Here is a 21,488-nt window from a genome sequence, read left to right as displayed (position 1 = left end):
TACCAATAATGCGACCACGGCACTCCACCTGCGGGTGGCCGCTTCCGCCTCTGTCGAGAACCTGCATGCAGCCCTGGGAACAACTCTACGACCCCGCTGGCAACCTGTGGCTGTCCAGCCTGATCGCGCTGTTGCCGATCGCCTTCTTCTTCCTGGCCCTGGCCGTGCTGCGGATGAAGGGCTGGTTGGCCGGCACGATCACCGTGACCATCGCGCTGGCGGTGGCGCTGCTGTTCTACCGGATGCCGGTGGCGCAGGCACTGGGCGCGGCCGGCTATGGCTTCATCTACGGCCTGTGGCCGATCGCGTGGATCATCATCGGCGCGGTGTTCCTGTACAAGGTGTCGGTCAAGACCGGCCAGTTCGACATCATCCGCGCCTCGATCCTGTCGGTGACCGAGGACCAGCGCCTGCAGATGCTGATGGTGGGCTTTGCCTTCGGCGCGTTCCTGGAAGGCGCGGCCGGCTTCGGTGCACCGGTGGCGATCACCGCGGCCTTGCTGGTCGGGCTGGGCTTCAAACCGCTGTATGCCGCTGGCCTGTGCCTGATCGTCAACACCGCGCCGGTGGCGTTCGGTGCGATGGGCATCCCGATCATCGTCGCCGGCCAGGTCACCGGGCTGGACGCCTTCGAGATCGGGCAGATGGCCGGCCGGCAGTTGCCGTTCCTGACCATCATCGTGCTGTTCTGGATCATGGCCATCATGGATGGCTGGCGCGGCGTCAAGGAAACCTGGCCGGCAGTGCTGGTGGCCGGTGGCTCGTTCGCCATCGCGCAGTACCTGACCTCCAACTTCATCGGCCCGGAACTGCCGGACATCACCGCCTCGCTCGCATCGCTGGTGTGCCTGACGCTGTTCCTGCGCCGTTGGCAGCCCAAGCGCATCTTCCGCTTCGAGACCGAAGCCAGTGCGGCGGCGGCTGCGCAGGCGCTGGACGCGCCGGCCTACAGCGCCCGGCAGATTGCCAAGGCGTGGTCGCCGTTCCTGATCCTGACCGCGATGGTCACGCTGTGGAGCATCAAGCCGTTCAAGGCGCTGTTTGCCGCCGGCGGCCCGCTGCAGGGCTGGGTGCTGAAACTGCCGGTGCCGGGCCTGGACCAGCTGGTGCAGAAGATGCCGCCGATTGTTCCCACGCCCACGGCGTACGAGGCCGTCTACAAGTTCGACGTGCTCTCGGCCACCGGCACCGCGATCATGCTGGCCGCGGTGATCGCCATCGTCTACCTGCGCATGCCGCTGCGCGCGGCAGTGCGCACCTTCGGCGAAACCGTCAACGAACTGAAGACGCCGATCTATTCGATCGGCATGGTGCTGGCGTTCGCCTTCATCGCCAACTATTCGGGACTGTCGGCAACGCTGGCACTGGCTCTGGCCCATACCGGCGATGCGTTCACCTTCTTCTCGCCGTTCCTGGGTTGGCTGGGCGTGTTCCTGACCGGCTCGGATACCTCGTCCAACGCCCTGTTCTCGGCGCTGCAGGCCACCACCGCGCAGCAGATCGGCGTGTCCGAAGTGCTGCTGGTGGCGGCCAATACCACCGGTGGCGTCACCGGCAAGATGATCTCGCCGCAGTCCATCGCCATTGCCTGTGCGGCGGTGGGCCTGGCCGGCAAGGAATCGGACCTGTTCCGTTTCACGGTCAAGCACAGCCTGATCTTCACCGTGATGGTCGGCCTGATCACCACCGCGCAGGCGTACTGGCTGACCTGGATGATTCCCTGAGCCATGGACAGCCTGCCAGCCACCGCCCATGGGCTTCGGGCCACAATGTCGACATGAGCACTCAACGCATCTCCGACAAGGTGGCCGCGCAGCTGCGCGCGCTGGTGGACGAACAACAGCTGCAGCCGGGCGACCGGCTGCCCGCCGAGCGCACCCTGGCAGTGCAGCTGGGGGTGTCGCGCACGGCCCTGCGCGAGGCCATCGCCCAGCTGGGCAGCCAGGGCCTGCTGGTGGCGCGGGTGGGCGGCGGCACCTTCGTCGCCGAGCCGGCCGCGCGTGCGCGGCAGGCACTGGATGAGCCACTGGGCCCTTACCTGCCGCTGTTCCAGGGTGACCCGGAGTACCGCTTCGACGTGCTGGAGATCCGCCATGCACTGGAAGGCGCCACCGCCTGGCATGCCGCATTGCGCGCGACCGACGATGACCGCGTACGCATCACGCAGGCCTTCCAGACGATGATGGACGCGCACGGCAAGGACGACCCGGCCGGCGAGGCGCAGGCCGATGCGGCCTTCCACCTGTCCATCGCCGAGGCCTCGCACAACCTGGTGCTGCTGCAGGTGATGCGCGGCCTGTTCGAGCTGCTGCAGACCAACATCTCGCAGAGCCGCGAGAAGCTCTACACCTCGGCGACCACGTTTTCGCCACTGTCCGACCAGCACCGCGAGATGATGGACGCGGTGCTGGCCGGCGATCCCGAACGCGCGCGCGCCGCCGCGCATGCCCACCTCGCCTTCGTGCACACCACGCTGCGCACGCTCGATGAGAACGAGGCGCGGCGTGCACGCGCCTCGCGCCTGCCTTCCCCCCACGGTTGACCCCATGATCATCTCCGCCTCCACCGATTACCGTGCGGCCGCGCAGCGTCGCCTGCCGCCGTTCCTGTTCCACTACATCGATGGCGGCGCGTATGCCGAACACACGCTCAAACGTAATGTTTCCGATCTGTCCGACATCGCGCTGCGCCAGCGCATCCTGCGCGACATGTCCGAGCTCAGCCTGGAAACCGAGTTGTTCGGCGAGATACTGGCAATGCCGGTTGCGCTGGCACCGGTCGGCCTGACCGGCATGTATGCGCGCCGCGGTGAGGTGCAGGCCGCGCGTGCGGCGGACAGCCGCGGCATTCCGTTCACGCTGTCGACGGTGTCGGTGTGCCCGATCGAGGAAGTGGCGCCGGCGATCAAGCGGCCGATGTGGTTCCAGCTGTACGTGTTGCGCGACCGTGGTTTCATGCGCAACGCGCTGGAGCGCGCGCAGGCGGCCGGGGTGACCACGCTGGTGTTCACCGTCGACATGCCGGTGCCCGGTGCGCGCTACCGCGATGCGCATTCGGGCATGAGCGGGCCGAACGCCGGCTTCCGCCGCATCGGCCAGGCCATGACCCATCCCCGCTGGGCGTGGGACGTGGGCTTGTTCGGTCGTCCGCACGACCTGGGCAACATCTCCGCCTATCGTGGTCACCCGACCGGGCTGGCCGACTACATCGGTTGGCTGGGCAACAATTTCGACCCCTCTATCTCGTGGAAGGACCTGGAGTGGATCCGCGAGTTCTGGAAGGGGCCGATGGTGATCAAGGGCATCCTCGATCCGGACGATGCGCGTGATGCCGTGCGCTTCGGCGCCGACGGCATCGTGGTGTCCAACCACGGTGGTCGCCAGCTTGATGGCGTGCTGTCCACCGCGCGCGCGCTGCCGGCGATTGCCGATGCGGTGCAGGGCGAGCTGAAGATCCTGGCCGACTCGGGCATCCGCACTGGCCTGGACGTGGTGCGCATGCTCGCGCTGGGTGCCGACAGCGTGCTGCTGGGCCGTGCCTTCGTGTATGCATTGGCCGCGCAGGGCGAGGCCGGTGTGGCCAACCTGCTGGACCTGATCGCCAAGGAGATGCGTGTGGCGATGACGCTGACCGGCGCGCGCCGCATCGCCGACATCAGCCGCGATTCGCTGGTCAACCTGGCATGAGCAGGCACGACACCTTGCTGGCGCAGCTGCGTGCGGCGGTGGGCAATGGCCACGTGCTGACCGGCGACAAGGCCACGCGTCGCTTCCGCAAGGGCTACCGCTTCGGCGATGGCCCGGTGCTGGCGGTAGTGCGCCCCGGCACGCTGCTGGAAATGTGGCGCGCCTTGCAGGCGGCGGTGCAGGGCGGGGCGGCGGTCATCCTGCAAGCGGCCAACACCGGCCTGACCGGCGGCTCCACGCCGGATGGCGACGACTACGGCCGGCCGGTCGTATTGATCAGCACGCTGCGGCTGACCGGCGTGCAACTGCTCGACGGTGGTCGCCAGGTGCTGTGCCTGCCCGGTGCGACGCTGGACCGGCTGGAGCAGGCCTTGGCACCGCTCGGCCGTGAGCCGCATTCGGTGATCGGCTCGTCGTGCATCGGAGCCTCGGTGCTGGGCGGTGTCTGCAACAACTCCGGGGGGGCGCTGGTGCGGCGAGGGCCGGCCTATACCGAGATGGCGTTGTTCGCGCAGGTGAGCGCGGCCGGCGAACTGCAGCTGGTCAATCACCTGGGCATCGCCTTGGGCGATACCCCGGAGGAGATCCTGCGGCGCGTGCAGGCAGGTGATTACAGTGCCGCGGACGTGCAGCTGGATTCCGGCCGCGCCGCTTCCGATCCGCGCTATGCGGAACAGGTGCGGCAGGTGGATGCAGGCACGCCGGCGCGTTTCAACGCCGATGCCAGCCGGCATTACGAAGCCGCCGGTTCGGCCGGCAAGCTGGCGGTGTTCGCGGTGCGCCTGGATACCTTTGCCCGGGAGGCGGCCGAGGTGTTCTACATCGGCAGCAACCAGACGGAAAGCCTGACCGGGATCCGGCGCCACCTGCTGACCGGCTTCGAGCGGCTGCCGATCAGCGGCGAATACATCCACCGGGTGGCGTATGACATCGGCGAGCGCTACGGCAAGGACACTTTCCTGCTGATCGACACGCTCGGCACCGCGCGGGTGCCGGCGGCGTTCGCGCTGAAGAGCCGGGTCGATGGCTGGTTCGAACGGATCGGCCTGCGCGGCGTCACCGACCGCGTGCTGCAGGCGGTGACCGGCCTGTTGCCCTCGCACCTGCCGGCGCGCATGGGCGAGTTCCGCCAGCGCTATGAACATCACCTGCTGCTGAAGGTATCGGCGCAGGATGCGGCAGCGACCGAGGCCTGGTTGAACCGATTCTTCGCCACCCACGAAGGGGGGTATTTCCACTGCACGCCGGAGGAGGGGCGCAAGGCGTTCCTGCACCGCTTCGCGGTGGCCGGCGCCGCCGTGCGCTACCGCGAGGTGCATCGCACGCAGGTGCAGGACATCGTCGCGCTGGACATCGCCCTGCGCCGCGATGACCGCGACTGGTTCGAGCAGCTGCCGGCCGAGCTGGACGCGCGCCTGCTGCACAAGCTGTATTACGGCCACTTCCTGTGCCACGTGTTCCACCAGGATTACATCGCCCGCAAGGGCGAGGACCCGGTGGCCATCGAGCACGCGATGTGGAAGCTGCTCGACGAACGCGGCGCCGAGTACCCGGCCGAACACAACGTCGGCCACCTGTATCCGGCCAAGCCGGCGCTGGCGCAGTTCTACCGGCAGCTCGACCCGAGCAACACCTTCAACCCCGGCATTGGCCAGACCAGCAAGCAGCCGGGCTGGCAGGGCTGTGATTGCTGAATCTTGCTCATGCCTTTGCTTAAGCCCCTCTCCCGCGAGCGGGAGAGGGGTTGGGGTGAGGGGAAGCTTCTAGCTGGAAAGGCAAAGGCCAAAGCCAAGAGCCAAAGCTGCCCTCATCCGCCCCTTCGGGGCACCTTCTCCCGTACACGGGAGAAGGGACGGCATCCGCCGTCATACAGTTCGGCGCGGGCGCGGGCGCGGGCGCGGGCGCGGCATCGGCATTGACTCCTGAATCGATACTTCCTGCATATCAATCCGTACACAACAGGTTATGGATCGACCTGTTCAACAGGTCCAAGCTTCCCGCATCTCCAATGAAGCGGCCCGGTGATGGGCCTCGATGCGATGGAACTCGAACACAACGGCACGCCAACCTGCCGTGATTCCCTGGCGCCTGCGACTGCGCTGACCGCCACCGTCGAACAACCCCACATCCGCCAAGGCACGCCGGCGTTCCGGCGTGCGGTGGTGGCGCTGTTCATGGCCGGCTTCGCCACCTTCGGCGTGCTGTACTGCGTGCAGGCGCTGTTGCCCGGCTTCAGCCACCACTTTGGCGTGAGTGCGGCCAACAGCGCGTTGGCGTTGTCGGTCAGCACTGGCGTGCTGGCGGTGGCGATGCTGGGGGCCGGCATCCTCTCCGACCGCGTGGGCCGGCGCCCGGTGATGGTGGCCTCATTGCTGGTTTCGTCACTGTTGACCCTGGCTACGGCGATGGTCGATGACTGGAACACCCTGCTGGTGCTGCGCGCACTGCTGGGCGTCAGCCTGAGCGGTGTGCCGGCGGTGGCGATGACCTGGCTGGTCGAGGAGATGGACAGTCGCGCCTTGGGCCTGGCCATGGGCCTGTACATCGGCGGCAATGCGGTGGGCGGCATGAGCGGCCGCCTGATCGCCGGCGTGGTGGCCGACCACGGGGGCTGGCGCGCCGGCATTGGTGCGGTGGGGGTGATCGCGCTGTTGGCCACGTTCGCGCTGTGGACGCAGCTGCCGGCTTCGCGCCACTTCCGTGCCCGTCATGCCGAACCGGCGCGGCTGCCCGCACGTTTCGGCGGCGTGTTCGGCGATGTGGCGTTGCCGTGGCTGTTTGCCTGCGGCTTCCTGCTGCTGGGGGTGTTCGTCACCGTCTACAACTACCTGGGCTATCACCTGATGGCGCCGCCGTACGGCCTGAGCCAGACCGTGGTGGGCCTGATCTTCATCGTCTATCTGGTTGGCAGCTTCAGCTCGGCGTGGATGGGTCAGCTGGCCAATCGCCTGGGCCGCGGTCCGGTGCTGGCGTTGTCGTTCACCTTGATGGTGGGCGGCGTAGTGCTGCTGATGCTGCCGTGGTTGTGGGCGATGGCGTTGGGTATCGCCGTGGTCACGTTCGGCTTCTTCGGCGGGCATTCGGTGGCCAGCAGTTGGGTGGGCGTGCGCGCCGGCGCCATGCGTGCGGAAGCCTCGGCGCTGTACCTGCTGTCCTACTACCTGGGCTCCAGCCTGCTGGGTGCGCTGGGTGGCGTGTTCTATACGCGCTGGGGCTGGATCGGCGTGTGTGGCTATGTGCTGGTGCTGACGTTGGCGGGCGTGGGGGCGGCCTGGCAGGTATGGCGTCACCTGCAGGCGACGAGCGACGTGCCGGTGGTGGTGGGGCCCTGAGGGTTGAAAGCCAAAAGCCAAAAGCCAAAAGCGTTACCCCTCCCCAACCCTCCCCTTGGCTGCGCCAAAGGGAGGGGGCAGAAGCACGGCTTCGCAGCGATCTGATCGACCCGCATGAACCACCCCCTCCCTTTGGCGCAGCCAAGGGGAGGGTTGGGGAGGGGTAGAGGGGTAAACGCCTTCAGCCCCGCACCACTTCCTGTCGTAGCAAGGCGATGAACTGACGCATCAGCGGTGTCACCGCTTCGCGTCGCCACGCCAGCTGGATTTCCGATGCCGCGCCGCGATCACTCAGCGCGACGAAGCAGGCGCCGTCGACCTGGATATGGCTGCAGGAGGACGGCAGCACGCACACGCCCAGTCCGGCGGCGACCAGGCTGATCAAGGTTGAGGACTCGCCGGCTTCCTGCACGATGCGCGGGCTGAAGCCGGCGTTGCGGCACAGCGTGATCACATGGTCGTGGATGCCGGCACCGGCATCGCGCGAGAAGCCGACGAACGGGTCCAGCGCGAACTGGCGCAGGGACAACGAGGCCGTGTCCGGATCCTTGCCGGCCAGCGCCGGATGGGTGGCATGCACCACCAGCGTCAGCGGATCGTCGAGCAGGCGCTTGGCGACCAGCTCCGACGGCAGCACCCGCTTGCGGATGATGCCCACGTCCAGCTCGTTGGCCAGCAACGCATCGATCTGGCGCAGGCTGTTCATCTCGCGCAGCTGCAGTTGCACCTGCGGGCGCTGCTGGCGATAGGCGAAGAAGGCGCGCGGGATCTGCGGCAGCAGCGGGGTGGCGCGGGTCAGGCCGACGCGCAGTTCGCCGCTTTCGCCGCGCTGCGCGCGCTGCACCCTGTCCACCGCGGTATCGACGCGCTGCAGGATCTCGCGCGCCTGCTCCAGCAGCACTTCACCGGCCGGCGTGAGCTGCACGCGGCGATGGCTGCGCACGAACAGACGCGCGCCGATCAGGGTCTCCAGCTGGCGGATCTGCTGGCTGAGCGGCGGTTGCGACATGCCCAGGCGTTCGGCGGCGCGGCCGAAGTGCAGCGTGTCGGCCACGGCGAGGAAGTAGCGCAGGTGGCGAAGTTCCAGTGACATGCGCCGGTTCCGGGGAAGGTGCGGTGATTGTCGCCGGACTCCACCGCGAATGGGGGCGATGGCGATGCGCGCCGTCGTGCGCGGGCTCAGCGTTCCGAAGGCCCGGTGTCGTCGTATTGCCGTGGCGCGAACAGGTCCGGCTGGATCAGTTCCACGAACGCGCGCGCCTGCGGCGACAGCACCTTGCCCCGCCGCACCACCACGCCGTAGCTGCGCGAAGGGAAGTAGTCGCCCATCGCACGGGTGACCAGCTTGCCGCGATCAGCGTCGTTCAGGCACAGCGCGGTGACGATGGAGATGCCCATGCCCATCGCCACGTACTGCTTGATCACCTCCCAGCCGCCGACCTCCAGCGCCACCGTGTAGGGCACCCGGTGTTGCTGGAACACCAGGTCCACCAGCCGCCAGGTGATCTGCCGGCGCGGCGGCAGGATCAGTGGCCACGGCGACAGGTCTTCCAGGCTCAGCTGCTTCTTGTGCGCCAGCGGGTGGTCGGGCGGGGTGATCAGCACCTGGTCGAAGCGGTACACCGGCGCGTAGCTGAGGTCGGCCGGGACATCCATCATCGAACCGATGGCCAGGTCGGCGGCATCGCTGCGCAGCAGGTCGGTGCCGTCAGCACTGATGGCGTTGTGCAGGGTCAGGCGCACATCGGGGTACTGGCGACGGAAGTTTTCGACGATCTTGGGCAGGAGATACAGGATGGTCGACGAATTTGCGGCGATGTTGAGCTCGCCCGCGTCCAGCCCGCCGACCTTCTCGCGGAAGCGCGGCAGCAGCCCGTCCAGGCTCTCCACCAGCGGCTGGGCCATGTCGTACAGCAGCTGGCCCTCGCGGCTGGGTACCAGGCGTCGCCCGCTGCGCTCGAACAGCACCATCCCCAGCTCCCGTTCCAGCGCCTGCAACTGCAGGCTCACTGCCGGCTGGCTGACGAACAAGGCCTCCGATGCCCGCGAAACTGACCCGAGTCGAACTGTCTGCAGGAATGCACGCAGCGGCTTGAGCCGGTCCGACTTGTAGGAAAAACGCGGGTTTACGGGCGTCTTCTTGGGCATGGCAGGTCAAGTATTAGCACAATTTATAAAAAAGATTGCAAAAACTGTTTTGTTAAATACCTCGTTGCGGCGGCAGGTTGGAGTCCCCGACACCCGCAGGAACCTCCGATGTCCGCCGTCGCCCACGCTGTCGCCGCCACGATCCCCCCCCGCCCGACCCCGGGCATCACCGTGACCACCCAATTGGCCGGCCAGTCCGAGCTGTTGCCGGCCGGTGCGCTGGGGTTGCTCGTATCGCTGCACCGCGCGGTGGAGCCGGAGCGGCAGGCGCGCCTGGCCGCACGTGGCCAGCGCCAGGCCTTCTTCGACCAGGGCGGCAGCCCGGACTTCCGCGACGACACCCGCGCCATCCGCGAGGGCGACTGGACGGTGGCCCCGATCCCGGCGGCGCTGCAGGACCGCCGCGTCGAGATCACCGGCCCGACCGACCCGAAGATGGTCATCAACGCGCTGAACTCCGGCGCCAAGGTGTTCATGGCCGACTTCGAGGACTCCACCTCGCCGACCTGGCGCAACGTGCTGGCCGGCCAGCGCACCATGATCGGTGCGGTGCGCGGGGACCTGGCGTTCACCGCGCAGGGCGCCGGCGGCACGCCGGGCAAGCACTACACGCTGCGTCCGCACGACGAGCAGGCGGTGCTGATCGTGCGCCCGCGTGGCTGGCACCTGGACGAGAAGCACGTGCTGATCGATGGCCAGCCGATTGCCGGTGGCCTGTTCGACGCGGCGGTGTTCGCCTTCCACAACGCGCATGCGCTGATGGAGATCGACCGTGGCCCGTACTTCTACCTGCCCAAGCTGCAGTCGATGGAGGAGGCCGCGCTGTGGGAATGCGCGCTGTCGCACATCGAGGGCATGCTGGGCCTGCCGCAGGGGCAGATCAAGGTCACGGTGCTGATCGAGACGCTGCCGGCGGTGTTCGAGATGGACGAGATCCTGCACGCGCTGCGCGACCGCATCGTCGGCCTGAACTGCGGCCGCTGGGACTATATCTTTTCGTACCTGAAGACCTTCCGTCACCACGCCGACAAGGTGCTGCCCGAGCGCGGCCAGGTGACCATGACCCAGCCGTTCCTGAAGGCCTATTCGGAACTGCTGATCAAGACCTGCCACCGCCGTGGCGCGCATGCGATGGGTGGCATGGCCGCGCAGATCCCGATCAACCACGATGCCGCCGCCAACGAGCAGGCGATGGCGCGCGTGCGCGCCGACAAGCTGCGTGAAGTGACCGCCGGCCACGACGGCACCTGGGTCGCGCACCCGGCGTTGATCCCGGTGGCCAGGGCGATCTTCGACGAGCACATGCCCACGCCCAACCAGCACAGCGTGCTGCGCCGTGACGTGCAGGTCGGCCGCGAGGACCTGGTCGCACCGTGCAGCGGCAGCATCAGCCGCGCCGGCTTCGAGAACAACGTCGAGGTCTGCGTGCGCTACATGGCCGCCTGGCTGGACGGCAACGGCTGCGTGCCCATCCACAACCTGATGGAGGACGCGGCCACCGCCGAGATCAGCCGCAGCCAGATCTGGCAATGGTTGCACGCCGGCAACCAGCACCTGGACGACGGCACCGCCATCGACCTGGCCTTGCTGGACAGCACCCTGCGCGCGCTGCCTGCGCGCTTGGGCGACACCACCGCGCTGCCCGGCGGCAGCCGCATCCCCCAGGCCATCGGCCTGCTCGACCAACTCAGCCGCGCCGATGAACTGGCCGAGTTCCTGACCTTGCCGGCCTACCGGCAGATCGACTGACCTTCCCCCTTACGCATCACGATCATTCGAGGACGCAACGATGAGCACCTACCAGCAACAGATCGACGCCCTGCAGCAGGATTGGGACAACAACCCGCGTTGGAAGCACATCACCCGCACCTACAGCGCCGCCGACGTGGTGCGCCTGCGCGGCAGCGTGCAACCGGAGTACACGCTGGCCAAGCGCGGTGCGCAGCGGCTGTGGGACCTGGTCAACGGCGGTGCGAAGAAGGGCTACGTCAACGCGTTCGGCGCGATCAGTGCCGGCCAGGCGATGCAGCAGGCCAAGGCCGGGCTGGAAGCGGTGTACCTGTCCGGCTGGCAGGTGGCCGCCGACGGCAACACCTCCGAGACGATGTACCCGGACCAGTCGCTGTATGCCTACGATTCGGTGCCGACCATGGTCCGCCGCATCAACAATACCTTCCAGCGCGCCGATGAGATCCAGTGGAAGAACATCATCGACGGCAAGGTCAAGGCCGAGGACGCCATCGACTTCTTCCTGCCGATCGTGGCCGACGGTGAGGCCGGCTTCGGCGGCGTGCTCAACGCCTACGAGCTGATGAAGAACATGATCACCGCCGGCGCCGCCGCGGTGCATTTCGAGGACCAGCTGGCCGCGGTGAAGAAGTGCGGCCACATGGGCGGCAAGGTGCTGGTGCCGACCCAGGAAGCGATCCAGAAGCTGTCGGCCGCACGCCTGGCCGCCGATGTGCTGGGTGTGCCGACCATCGTGCTGGCCCGTACCGATGCCGAGGCCGCCAACCTGCTGACCAGCGACTTCGATCCGAACGACGCGCCGTTCGTCACCGGCCAGCGCACCGCCGAAGGCTTCTACCGCGTGAAGAATGGCCTGGAACAGGCGATCAGCCGCGGCGTGGCCTATGCCCCGCATGCCGACCTGGTGTGGTGCGAGACCGGCACCCCGGACCTGGGCTTCGCCCGCGAGTTCGCCCAGGCCGTGCACGCCGCCAGCCCCGGCAAGCTGCTGTCCTACAACTGCTCGCCCTCGTTCAACTGGAAGAAGAACCTGGACGACAAGACCATCGCCCGGTTCCAGGACGAGCTGGCGGCGCTGGGCTACAAGTACCAGTTCATCACCCTGGCCGGCATCCACATCAACTGGTTCAACACCTTCAAGTTCGCCCATGACTACGCCCGCGGCGAGGGCATGCGCCACTACGTGGAACAGGTGCAGGAGCCGGAGTTCGCCGCGCGCGAGAAGGGCTATACCTTCGTCTCGCACCAGCAGGAAGTGGGGGCCGGCTACTTCGACGACGTGACCACGGTGATCCAGGGCGGCGCCTCCAGCGTCACCGCGCTGACTGGCTCCACCGAGGAGGAGCAGTTCCAGGCGGAAGTGGCTGCCTGAGTCAGATTTGTCCGGTTGTTTTAGAGGGGCTCTTACGAGCCCCCTCTTTTTTGTGATTTGCGTCCTTGCACTTTCATGCTGAAACAGCATGGATGGGCGTTTACTTTGGTGATAACCTCGTGAACCAACCCGCCATGCATGGCGGGGGTCCATGAGGCAGGGAATGAGCGGCATGGTGTCCGGGGGTCTGGCCAAGCAGACGGATCCCCCCGCAGGTCTGTCGGCCGCAGGGGGATCGACGCTGCGTGCCCAGCTTTCGCCCGTGGAGTTCGCCCTGTTCGCTTCGTTCGGCGTCCGCCGCCGGTTGGCCGCGGACCAGGTGCTGTTCCGGCGCGGCGACCTGTGCACCTCGATGTACATCATCGTCAGCGGTGCCATCTGCCTGGACTTCGGTCCGGGCCTGCCGGCCAAGCAGCTGGCGGCCAATGACTTCTTCGGCGAGCTGGCCATGCTGATGGAGCGCCACCCGCGCAGCTCCGATGCCCGCGCCAGCTGCGAGACCCTGTTGATCGAGTTGACCCAGGAAGGGTTCGAGCAGCTGATCGAGCAGGACCCGGCGATGGTGGTGTTCTTCCTGCGCCGCACGGTCTCGCGCGTGGTCGTCAGCGAGCAGCGCCTGATCGGCCAGCTCAGCCGCCGCAACCAGGAACTGGAAGCGGCGCTGGGCAATCTCTACAGCGCCACCCACGAGCTCAACCACACCCGCGAGATGGTCTACAACGACGATCTCACCGGGCTGCACAACCGGCGCTCGCTGACCGCCTACCTGCAGCGCTCGCACCGTTCCGGGCAGCGTCCGCAGGGCCTGCTGCTGATCGACTGCGATGACTTCAAGGGGCTCAACGACCGCCATGGCCACCTTGCCGGCGACCAGGCGCTGCAGCGCCTGGCCCGCATCCTCGACTCGGTGGTCGGCCAGGACGACCTGGCCTGCCGCCTCGGCGGCGATGAGTTCTGCGTGCTTTTGTGCCGTACCGATGCACTGCACCTGATGCGCACCGCCGAGTTCATCCTCGATGCGATGCGCAGCCTGGCCGCGTTCCCGGGGGCAGAGCCCGGCGCGCGTTCGGTCAGCATCGGCGTGTCGCTGGTCAACGCGGCCTACCACTGGAACGAGGCCTACGCGCGCGCGGACCAGGCGTTGTACGAGGCCAAGCGCCTGGGCGGCAACCGCGCCCAGTGGTTCGCGGGCTGATGGCCGCGTGGAGTGATGACGTGGCCGACGACGCCGACCCCTCCCTTGCCCGCCGCCAGCTCAAGACGCTGGTACTGACCGACCTGTGCGACTCGGTGGCGCTGATCGAACGGATCGGCGACAACGCCGCGGCCGAGTTGTTCCGTGACCTGGACACCCGCGTGCTGCAGCTGCTGCAGGTCTGGAACGGCCGCCTGATCGACCGCTCCGACGGCATGTTCCTGCTCTTCGACGCTCCGGCAAGTGGCCTGGGCTTCGCCCTGGACTACCAGCAGGCACTGCAGGCGCTGGGGGCGGAGCGGAGCCTGTCGCTGCAGGCGCGGGTGGGCCTGCACGTGGGCTACGTGCTGTCGTGGCAGAACAGCGACGAAGCCGTTGCCGTGGGCGCCAAGCCGCTGGAAGTGGAAGGCCTGGCCAAGTCGATGGCGGCGAGGTTGATGAACCTCGCGCGGCCGGGCCAGATCCTGTTGTCGCCGGTGGCCGAATCGCTGTTGCGCGGCAACCTGCAGGCCATGGGGGAGCGGCGCGGCCGGCTGCAGTGGAAGTCGCACGGGCGCTGGCGCTTCAAGGGCGTTCCCGCCGCGCAGGAGGTAATCGAGGTCGGCGAGGCGGGGCGCGCGCCGATGCGCATGCCGGCGGCCTCGGCCAAGGCACGCAGGGAACTGCCGATGTGGCGCAGGCCGCTGGCGCTGGTGGCCGAGGTCGTGCTGGTGGCGGCACTGGCGATCACCGCCTGGGTGATGGTCCGCCCCGAACCGGCCATTGCCTTCGCCGAACGGGACTGGGTGGTGCTGGCGGACCTGGAGAACCGTACCGGCAACACCATGCTGGATGATTCGGTCACGCAGGCATTCCGGGTCAGTCTGGAGCAGTCGCGGTACGTCAATGTCCTGAGCGACATGAAGACGCGTGACACGCTGTCACGCATGCGGCGTGATCCGGCGACCACGCGGCTGGATCGCAAGCTGGCCTCCGAAGTGGCGATGCGTGATGGGGCGCGCCTGGTGATCCTTCCCTCCGCGTCCGAAGTCGGCGGGAAGCTGAGGCTCCGTGTTGAACTGGTCGATCCCCGCACCCAGGCAACGGTGCTGACCGAGATGATGGAAGGCGCGAGCGTGGGTTCGGTGCTGGGTTCGGTGGATGGGCTCGCTTCCCGGCTGCGCACGCGCCTGGGCGAATCGGCGGTGTCGGTGAAGGCCGCATCCGACCCGCTGCCCGCCGTGACCACCTCCAACCTCCAGGCGCTGCGCGCCTATGCGCTTGGATTGCGTAACGCACGGGACGGTAACTGGCAGGTTTCGCGGCAGATGTACCTCGAAGCGGCGCGGATCGATCCCGATTTCGCCCAGGCCTATCTGGGTATCGCGCGTGCCCACGCCGCGCTCTCGGAGCGTCCGAAGGCATTGCCGTGGCTGGACAAGGCGCTGGCCCTGCGCGCACGTTTGCCCGACCGTGAGCGGCTCTATCTGGATGCCTGGCAGGCCGAGTTGAGGATGCCTTCGCAGGCCCTGGAGAAGTGGCAGGTGATGGCGGGCCTGTATCCCGATGATTTCGCCGGGCAGGCGAATGCGGCCTGGCACCTGTATGTGGCCAATCGCTTCGATGAAGCGTTGCCGTATGCCGATGCGGCAGATGTTCCGCAGGACCCGCTGCGGAACTACGCCGCCGACTACGTCGGCAGGTTGTGGTTGGCCAAGGGCATGCCGGACAGGGCGCTGGCCCACTTCACCGCAGCGGGCCAGGCCAACAGGATTGGCCATGCCCGGCGGGTTGCCGCGGCCTACGCGGTAATGGACCGGCATGCCGACGCGGAGCGGATCCTGGAGGGCGTCGGCACAATGGACAGCCCCGGCGTGGACCTGTTGCCCTACATCGAACGGGTGAGCATCGCCCTGGACCAGGGGCATTGGCAGAAGGCGGAAATGCTGTCCGAGCGTGCGCGTACGGCGTCCCGGACGAGCGATCCGTTCGTGTACCAGCAGTTCCAGCTCATCCGCTCCGTCGTGGACCAGGTGCAGCTGTCCGAAGGCAGGCAGCAACGTCGCGAGCTGGTCGCGCGGGGACTGAGCGAGGAACTGGCGCAGGCAAGCTGGGACCCGCAGAATCGTGGCGACCTTGCGACGATGTTGCTCGTCAATGCAGGCCTTGGGCTGCGTGATGGAAACACGCGCCTGGCCCAGGACGCACTGGCCCGCGTTGGGAGACTGCCTGATGACACCCGCTACAGCGTCCTGAGTGCCTTCGAGCGGATTCTCCGTGCAGGGGTGCAGGGCGAGTCCGGTGATCTGGAGGGGGCCATTGCGCTGCTTTCCCCGCGACCTGACGACATGTATCAGTCACGGGTCATGCTCTACGGGTTGCTGAGCAAGGCCGGTCGTCATGCGGAGGCTGAAGCGCAGGCGCGCTGGCTTTCAAGCCAACGCGGCCGCGCCTACATCGAGGCCAACGCCTCCCAGGCACTGCAGCCGTTGAACGTGGCCGACGCGCGGATGGCCAGCCTGTGGTTGGCCGAGTCCCTGGCCGCGCAGGGAAAGACAGGTCATGCGGGTGAGGAAGTGGCGCGCCTGCTGGCACGCTGGCCGCAGGAACGCATGCCGCCTCAGCTGCGGTCCAGGGCAGAGGCGATCCTGTCGGCCTCGAAGCAGAAGATCACGTTGTGATTGCCCCGCTGGGAAAGGTGCTTGGCCAGTTGCTCGCGGGCGAAGGCGATCTCTTCCTTGCTGGCCAGTGAGTGCGTGGTCATGCAATAGAACAGGTCGCCCGGCTTCGGCGCATGGTCGATGAGCGCTTGTGCCTCCGCCACGCCCAGGCTGGCCAGTGCGTTGCCCGGGTTTTCCTGGAAGCGTTCGCGGAACGCGTCGTCCGTGGACAGCTTTTCCAGCAGGATGTCGGCTAGCACGGGGTCCAGCCCCGGGTGCTCGGGCGCCTGGTCGCAATCGTTTGAAGATGTGTTCATCGTCGTCCGCCATTGCCCGGCGGGGAAGGCGTCGCAGACGCCCGTCCGGTCATGAATGAAATGTATTTGCGCCGTGCCCCCTGCACGGCCCGAGGATGATACCGATGAAAGTGCGTCGCTGTACCGCCGTTGTGATCGAGCCGCGCGAGAACTGCCGGTTCGATCTGGGTGACCTGCTGTCAGGCGGAAATGGACTGGTGCGCGAACGGCGTTGGCTGGCGTTGGCACCGCATCTGGAGGCGGCGCAACCGCTGTCCGATGACGAGGTATTGCTCATGGGCCGCTTCAGTCCCGACGCCTGGGAAGAACGGCAGGTGCCACTGGACGCGGCGGTGGCGCGGTTGCTGCAGTGTGGCCTGCTGATCGCCGACGCACCGGCATCCGGCCCGCACCGCGAGGCGGACGAGCGCTATCGCGCGCTGCGCTGGTGGCCGCTGGCCGCGATCACCCACCACGCGGCCCGTTGGGATGGCGTGGACAGCGTCCAGTCGATGCAGCGATTGGGTACCGACAACATCGCCGGCCTGTTGCGTGCCTGTGGCACGCCGCCGCCGGCCACGATCGAGCGGGAAGCGGCCGGGCCGGACCTGCGGCTGCCGCGCAGCGCGGCTGGCGCACTGGAGGCGCTGATGGCCCAACGCGTGACCTGCCGGAACTTCGACCCGGACAGGTTGCTGGAACAGGACCTGTTCTCGCGGATGCTGGAGCGTGTGTTCGCCGCGCAGGCGTGCGTGCGCCAGGGCGAGGGCGTCGATTTCCTGAAGAAGTACACCCCCTCCGGGGGCAGCCTGCATGCGACCGAGGCCTACCTGCTGGTCCAGCGCGTGGAGGGCATCACCGCGGGCCTGTATCACTACCGCCCCGGCGAGCATGCGTTGCGGCCGTTGCCGGCGCCGGTGCTGCCATTGCAACAGTTGGCGCGCGATGCCCTGGCCGGCCAGCACTGGTTCGCACAGGCGCCGGTACTGGTCGTCTATGCGCCGCGCATCGCACGCAGCCACTGGAAGTACCAGCATCACCCCAAGGCCTACCGCGCCTTGATGCTGGACGTGGGCCACCTGTCGCAGACCCTGTACCTCAGCGCGACCGACCTGGGGCTGGGCGCGTTCGTCACCGCGGCGATCAATGAGGTGCAACTGGAGCAGGCCTTCGGGTTGCCGCCGATGGAAGCCGGCCCGTTTGCCGTGGGCGGCTTCGGCTGGCGCGCGGAGCAGCAGGAGATCGCCGAGCTCGACCCGAACCGGGCGGTGTGGTGAGGCCGGGGCCTGGCTGCCTGCCGTCCTCCTGCCGGGCCGGGCTCAGCTGGCCTCGAAATCCACCAGCACCGCGCCGTCGCCCACCTGGTCGCCGGCCTTGGCACGGAAGCCCTGCACGAGACCATCGGCGGGCGCCTGCAACGTGTGCTCCATCTTCATCGCCTCCATCACCAGCAGCGGCGTGCCGCGGGTGACGGTGCTGCCGGGGGCGACCAGCAGCGTGACCACGCGGCCGGGCATCGGTGCGAGCAGGCTGCCGCCATGGTCGGAGGTGTCGGCGGCATCGGCGACCGGGTCGTGCACGGTGAAGCGCAGTTGGCGGTCATCGCCGAAGACGTGCAGCGCGTTGCCATCACGCACGCTGTCGCCGCGGTGCAGCCGGTCGCCGATCTGCAGCGCATAGCCGGCATCGCGGGTGCGGCCCTGGACCTGCAGCAGCCCGTCACCGTCGTGTACCTGCCAACCGCCGGCCATGCGCCGCACCCGCAGCGTACGTTGCTGTTGCAGGTGTTCCAGCGTGACCGCACGTGCGGCCGGGCCGGTCAGGCGCCAGCCGTCGGCGATATCCCACGCTGACGCATCGGCACGCGCCTGACCTTGTTCACCGGCAACCAGCACCGCGGCCACCGCCCAGTCGGCCGGCGTGGCGGCGTTGTGCTGGATGTCCAGCGCCTCGCGCTCGCGCTCGATCAGCGCGGTGTCCAGGTTGGCATGGCGGAACGAATCGGTCATCACCAGCCGGCGCAGGAACGCGGCGTTGGTGGTCACCCCGACCACCTGGCAGTCCAGCAATGCACGCTGCATGCGCTGCAGGGCGCGGTCGCGGTCCACATCCCAGACGATCAGCTTGGCGATCATCGGGTCGTAGTACGGGGTGATCGCATCATCCTGCTCGACGCCGGCATCCACGCGCACGTGGGCAGTGGCCTGCGGCAGGCGCAGGTGGCGCAACGTACCGGTGGACGGCAGGAAGCCGCGGTCGGCGTCTTCGGCGTACAAGCGGGCTTCCAGCGCATGGCCGTGAATCTGCAGTTGCTCCTGCGCCCTGGGCAACGGCTCGCCGAAGGCGACGCGCAGCTGCCATTCGACCAGGTCGGTGCCGGTGATCAGCTCGGTAACCGGGTGCTCGACCTGCAGGCGGGTGTTCATTTCCATGAAATAGAAATCGCCATCCGGCCCGGCGATGAACTCCACTGTGCCAGCACCCACATAGCCCACCGCACGTGCGGCGTCGGTCGCGGCCTTGCCCATCGCGGCGCGGCGCTCGGGCGTCATGCCGGGAGCAGGAGCTTCCTCCAGCACCTTCTGGTGGCGGCGCTGCACCGAGCAGTCGCGCTCGAACAGATACACCACGTTGCCCTGGCTGTCGCCGAACACCTGGATTTCAATGTGGCGCGGGCGCTCGACGTACTTCTCCACCAGCACGTGCGCATTGCCGAACGCCGACTGCGCCTCACGCTGGCAGCTGGCCAGGGCGGCCTCGAAGTCGGCACTGGCCTCGACCTTGCGCATGCCCTTGCCACCGCCGCCGGCGCTGGCCTTGATCAGCACCGGATAACCGATGGCGTCGGCCTGCGCACGCAGGAAGTCCGGTTCCTGTCGCTCGCCGTGATACCCCGGCGTCAACGGCACCTGCGCGGCCTGCATCAGCGCCTTGGCCGCGCTCTTGTCGCCCATCGCATCGATGGCGCTGGCCGGTGGGCCGATGAACACCACGCCTGCGTCCGCACAGGCACGCGCAAAGCCAGCGTTCTCGGACAGGAAGCCGTAGCCCGGGTGGATGGCCTGCGCACCGGTGCGGCGCGCCGCCTCGAGAATCACATCGGCACGCAGATAGCTTTCTGCCGCCGGCGCGGCGCCGATATGCACCGCCTCGTCGGCCAGTCGCACATGTCGCGCATTGCGGTCCGCATCGGAGTACACCGCCACCGTGGCGATGCCGAGGCGCCGGCAGGTGCTGATGACGCGGCAGGCGATTTCACCGCGGTTGGCGATCAGGATCTTGTTGAACATGGAAGGTCTCCGGTCGCCGTTACATGCGGAACACGCCAAAGCGCGTGTCCTGCGTGGGTGCATTGAGGCTGGCGGCAAGCGCCAGGCCGAGGATGCGGCGGGTGTCGGCGGGGTCGATCACGCCGTCGTCCCACAACCGCGCACTGGCGTAGTAGGGATGCCCCTGCTGCTCGAACTGGTCGCGGATCGGCTGCTTGAAGGCATCCTCTTCCGATGCCGACCACTGCCCACCCTTGGCTTCGATGCCATCACGCTTCACCGTCGCCAACACGCTGGCCGCCTGCTCGCCGCCCATCACCCCGATCCGTGCATTCGGCCACATCCACAGGAAGTGCGGCGAATACGCCCGGCCGCACATGCCGTAGTTGCCGGCGCCGAACGAGCCACCGATCACCACCGTGTACTTGGGCACGCGCGCATTGGCCACGGCCATCACCAGCTTGGCGCCGTCTTTGGCGATGCCGCCGTGCTCGTACTTGCGGCCGACCATGAAGCCGGTGATGTTCTGCAGGAACACCAGCGGGATGTTGCGCTGGCAGCACAGCTCGATGAAGTGCGCGCCCTTCAGCGCCGACTCCGAGAACAGGATGCCGTTGTTGGCGATGATGCCGACCGGATGGCCATGCACGTGCGCGAACCCGGTGACCAGCGTGTTGCCGTAGCGCGGCTTGAATTCGTCGAAGCGCGAGCCATCGACCACGCGCATGATCACTTCGCGCACGTCATAGGGCTTGCGCGTATCGCTGGGGATCACGCCGTACAGCTCATGCGCGTCGAACAGCGGTGCTTCACCGTCCTGCAGCGCAACGCCTGGCGTGGGCTTGTGCCAATTGAGGCTGGCGATGATGGCACGCACCCGCGCCAGCGCCTGCAGGTCGTTGTCGGCCATGTGGTCGGCAACGCCGGAAATGCGTGTGTGCACGTCGGCACCGCCGAGCTCTTCGGCGCTGACCACTTCGCCGGTGGCGGCCTTCACCAGCGGCGGGCCACCGAGGAAGATGGTGCCTTGTTCCTTGACGATGACCGTCTCGTCGCTCATCGCCGGCACATACGCGCCGCCGGCGGTGCAGCTGCCCATCACGCAGGCGATCTGCGGGATGCCCTGCGCCGACAGGTTGGCCTGGTTGTAGAAGATGCGGCCGAAATGGTCGCGGTCCGGGAACACCTCGTCCTGCAGCGGCAGGAACGCGCCGCCGGAGTCGACCAGATAGATGCAGGGCAGGCGGTTCTGCTGCGCGATCTCCTGCGCGCGCAGGTGTTTCTTCACCGTGACCGGGTAGTAGGTGCCGCCCTTGACGGTGGCATCGTTGGCCACGATCAGGCACTCCACGCCGGACACGCGGCCGATACCGGCGACCATGCCCGCGCCGGGCACCGGGTCGTCGTACATGCCATGCGCGGCCAGCGGCGCGACTTCCAGGAACGGGCTGCCGGGGTCGAGCAGCGCATCGATGCGCTCGCGCACCAGCAGCTTGCCGCGCGCGGTGTGCTTGGCCCGCGCCGCGTCGCTGCCGCCACGCGCGGTGGCTTCCAGCGTCGCGCGCAGATCGTCAACCTGCGCCTGCATGGCAGCACGGTTGGCTTCGAAGCTGTCGCTGCCGGGTTGCAGCTGGGAGGTAAGGGTGGTCATGGCGGCGGAATCCTGGAGGTTCTGGAGCATGCCCGGGCTCGCCGAGGCGGGAGCAGGGCGGTTGCTTCCCTTCTCCCGCACGCGGGAGAAGGTGCCCCGAAGGGGCGGATGAGGGTGCTCTTCGGACGTTGAGTCCGCGTGCTCGGAGCTT

At 67.7% G+C, this 21,488-nt stretch carries 15 protein-coding genes; 10 read left to right on the top strand and 5 right to left on the bottom strand.

Features of this window, described 5'->3' with window-relative positions; all coding sequences use genetic code 11:
* The first annotated feature begins 65 nt into the window (after window positions 1-65).
* The 5 genes from lldP (at window position 66) to AC06FE_RS06320 (ending at window position 7,018) form a co-directional block, all read left to right on the top strand.
* Window positions 66-1,724, top strand: a complete 1,659-nt coding sequence (lldP, locus tag AC06FE_RS06340) for an L-lactate permease (RefSeq protein ID WP_478072548.1) — start codon at window positions 66-68, stop codon at window positions 1,722-1,724.
* Window positions 1,725-1,777: 53 nt separating this feature from the next.
* Window positions 1,778-2,542 (top strand): transcriptional regulator LldR, encoded by a 765-nt coding sequence (gene lldR / locus AC06FE_RS06335; protein ID WP_478072547.1) that lies wholly within the window; start codon window positions 1,778-1,780, stop codon window positions 2,540-2,542.
* A 4-nt stretch (window positions 2,543-2,546) separates the two neighbouring features.
* The gene (gene lldD, locus AC06FE_RS06330) at window positions 2,547-3,686 is read left to right on the top strand and encodes an FMN-dependent L-lactate dehydrogenase LldD (protein WP_478072546.1); all 1,140 of its coding nucleotides are present in this window, start codon (window positions 2,547-2,549) and stop codon (window positions 3,684-3,686) included.
* The gene (gene dld / locus AC06FE_RS06325) at window positions 3,683-5,380 is read left to right on the top strand and encodes a D-lactate dehydrogenase (protein ID WP_478072545.1); all 1,698 of its coding nucleotides are present in this window, start codon (window positions 3,683-3,685) and stop codon (window positions 5,378-5,380) included. Before lldD ends, dld begins: the two co-directional genes overlap by 4 nt.
* A 345-nt stretch (window positions 5,381-5,725) precedes the next feature.
* The gene (locus tag AC06FE_RS06320; protein WP_478072672.1) at window positions 5,726-7,018 is read left to right on the top strand and encodes an MFS transporter; all 1,293 of its coding nucleotides are present in this window, start codon (window positions 5,726-5,728) and stop codon (window positions 7,016-7,018) included.
* A gap of 181 nt (window positions 7,019-7,199) precedes the next feature.
* Here the strand turns inward: AC06FE_RS06320 and AC06FE_RS06315 are convergent, their stop codons facing one another.
* Both AC06FE_RS06315 and AC06FE_RS06310 read right to left on the bottom strand, forming a co-directional pair.
* Window positions 7,200-8,111 carry a LysR substrate-binding domain-containing protein gene (locus AC06FE_RS06315; protein ID WP_478072544.1) on the bottom strand — a complete coding sequence of 304 codons (912 nt, stop codon included), beginning with the start codon at window positions 8,109-8,111 and terminating at the stop codon, window positions 7,200-7,202.
* Between the two features lie 86 nt (window positions 8,112-8,197).
* Window positions 8,198-9,166, bottom strand: a complete 969-nt coding sequence (locus AC06FE_RS06310; RefSeq protein WP_132863642.1) for a LysR family transcriptional regulator — start codon at window positions 9,164-9,166, stop codon at window positions 8,198-8,200.
* A 108-nt stretch (window positions 9,167-9,274) separates the two neighbouring features.
* Here AC06FE_RS06310 and aceB point away from each other — a divergent pair, with 108 nt between their 5' ends.
* The 4 genes from aceB (at window position 9,275) to AC06FE_RS06290 (ending at window position 16,142) form a co-directional block, all read left to right on the top strand.
* Window positions 9,275-10,915: a malate synthase A gene (gene aceB, locus AC06FE_RS06305; RefSeq protein ID WP_478072542.1), complete on the top strand. Its 1,641-nt coding sequence runs from the start codon at window positions 9,275-9,277 to the stop codon at window positions 10,913-10,915.
* A 40-nt stretch (window positions 10,916-10,955) separates the two neighbouring features.
* Window positions 10,956-12,287 (top strand): isocitrate lyase, encoded by a 1,332-nt coding sequence (gene aceA / locus AC06FE_RS06300; protein ID WP_132863639.1) that lies wholly within the window; start codon window positions 10,956-10,958, stop codon window positions 12,285-12,287.
* Between the two features lie 172 nt (window positions 12,288-12,459).
* Window positions 12,460-13,482 carry a GGDEF domain-containing protein gene (locus AC06FE_RS06295; RefSeq protein WP_478072541.1) on the top strand — a complete coding sequence of 341 codons (1,023 nt, stop codon included), beginning with the start codon at window positions 12,460-12,462 and terminating at the stop codon, window positions 13,480-13,482.
* The gene (locus AC06FE_RS06290; protein ID WP_478072540.1) at window positions 13,482-16,142 is read left to right on the top strand and encodes a putative peptide modification system cyclase; all 2,661 of its coding nucleotides are present in this window, start codon (window positions 13,482-13,484) and stop codon (window positions 16,140-16,142) included. Before AC06FE_RS06295 ends, AC06FE_RS06290 begins: the two co-directional genes overlap by 1 nt.
* Here AC06FE_RS06290 and AC06FE_RS06285 read toward each other — a convergent pair.
* Window positions 16,082-16,438: an NHLP-related RiPP peptide gene (locus tag AC06FE_RS06285; RefSeq protein WP_478072539.1), complete on the bottom strand. Its 357-nt coding sequence runs from the start codon at window positions 16,436-16,438 to the stop codon at window positions 16,082-16,084. The two genes, AC06FE_RS06290 and AC06FE_RS06285, sit on opposite strands and share 61 nt — an antisense overlap.
* Window positions 16,439-16,542: 104 nt before the next feature.
* On the opposite strand from AC06FE_RS06285, the gene AC06FE_RS06280 reads away from it, so the two are divergent.
* Entirely contained in the window at window positions 16,543-17,694 is a 1,152-nt protein-coding gene (locus AC06FE_RS06280) for a putative peptide maturation dehydrogenase (RefSeq protein ID WP_478072538.1), read from the top strand.
* Window positions 17,695-17,736: 42 nt separating this feature from the next.
* Here AC06FE_RS06280 and AC06FE_RS06275 read toward each other — a convergent pair whose 3' ends face one another.
* Both AC06FE_RS06275 and AC06FE_RS06270 read right to left on the bottom strand, forming a co-directional pair.
* Complete coding sequence (locus tag AC06FE_RS06275) at window positions 17,737-19,707, bottom strand: acetyl/propionyl/methylcrotonyl-CoA carboxylase subunit alpha (RefSeq protein ID WP_478072537.1); 1,971 nt, start codon at window positions 19,705-19,707, stop codon at window positions 17,737-17,739.
* A gap of 19 nt (window positions 19,708-19,726) precedes the next feature.
* Window positions 19,727-21,337, bottom strand: a complete 1,611-nt coding sequence (locus AC06FE_RS06270) for a carboxyl transferase domain-containing protein (protein WP_478072536.1) — start codon at window positions 21,335-21,337, stop codon at window positions 19,727-19,729.
* Between the last annotated feature and the right edge of the window lie 151 nt (window positions 21,338-21,488).

This window comes from Stenotrophomonas sp. Steno-C18 (genome assembly GCF_056393195.1).
Note: the sequence above shows the minus strand (reverse complement) of the source record. Positions and strands in the feature narration are given on the sequence as shown.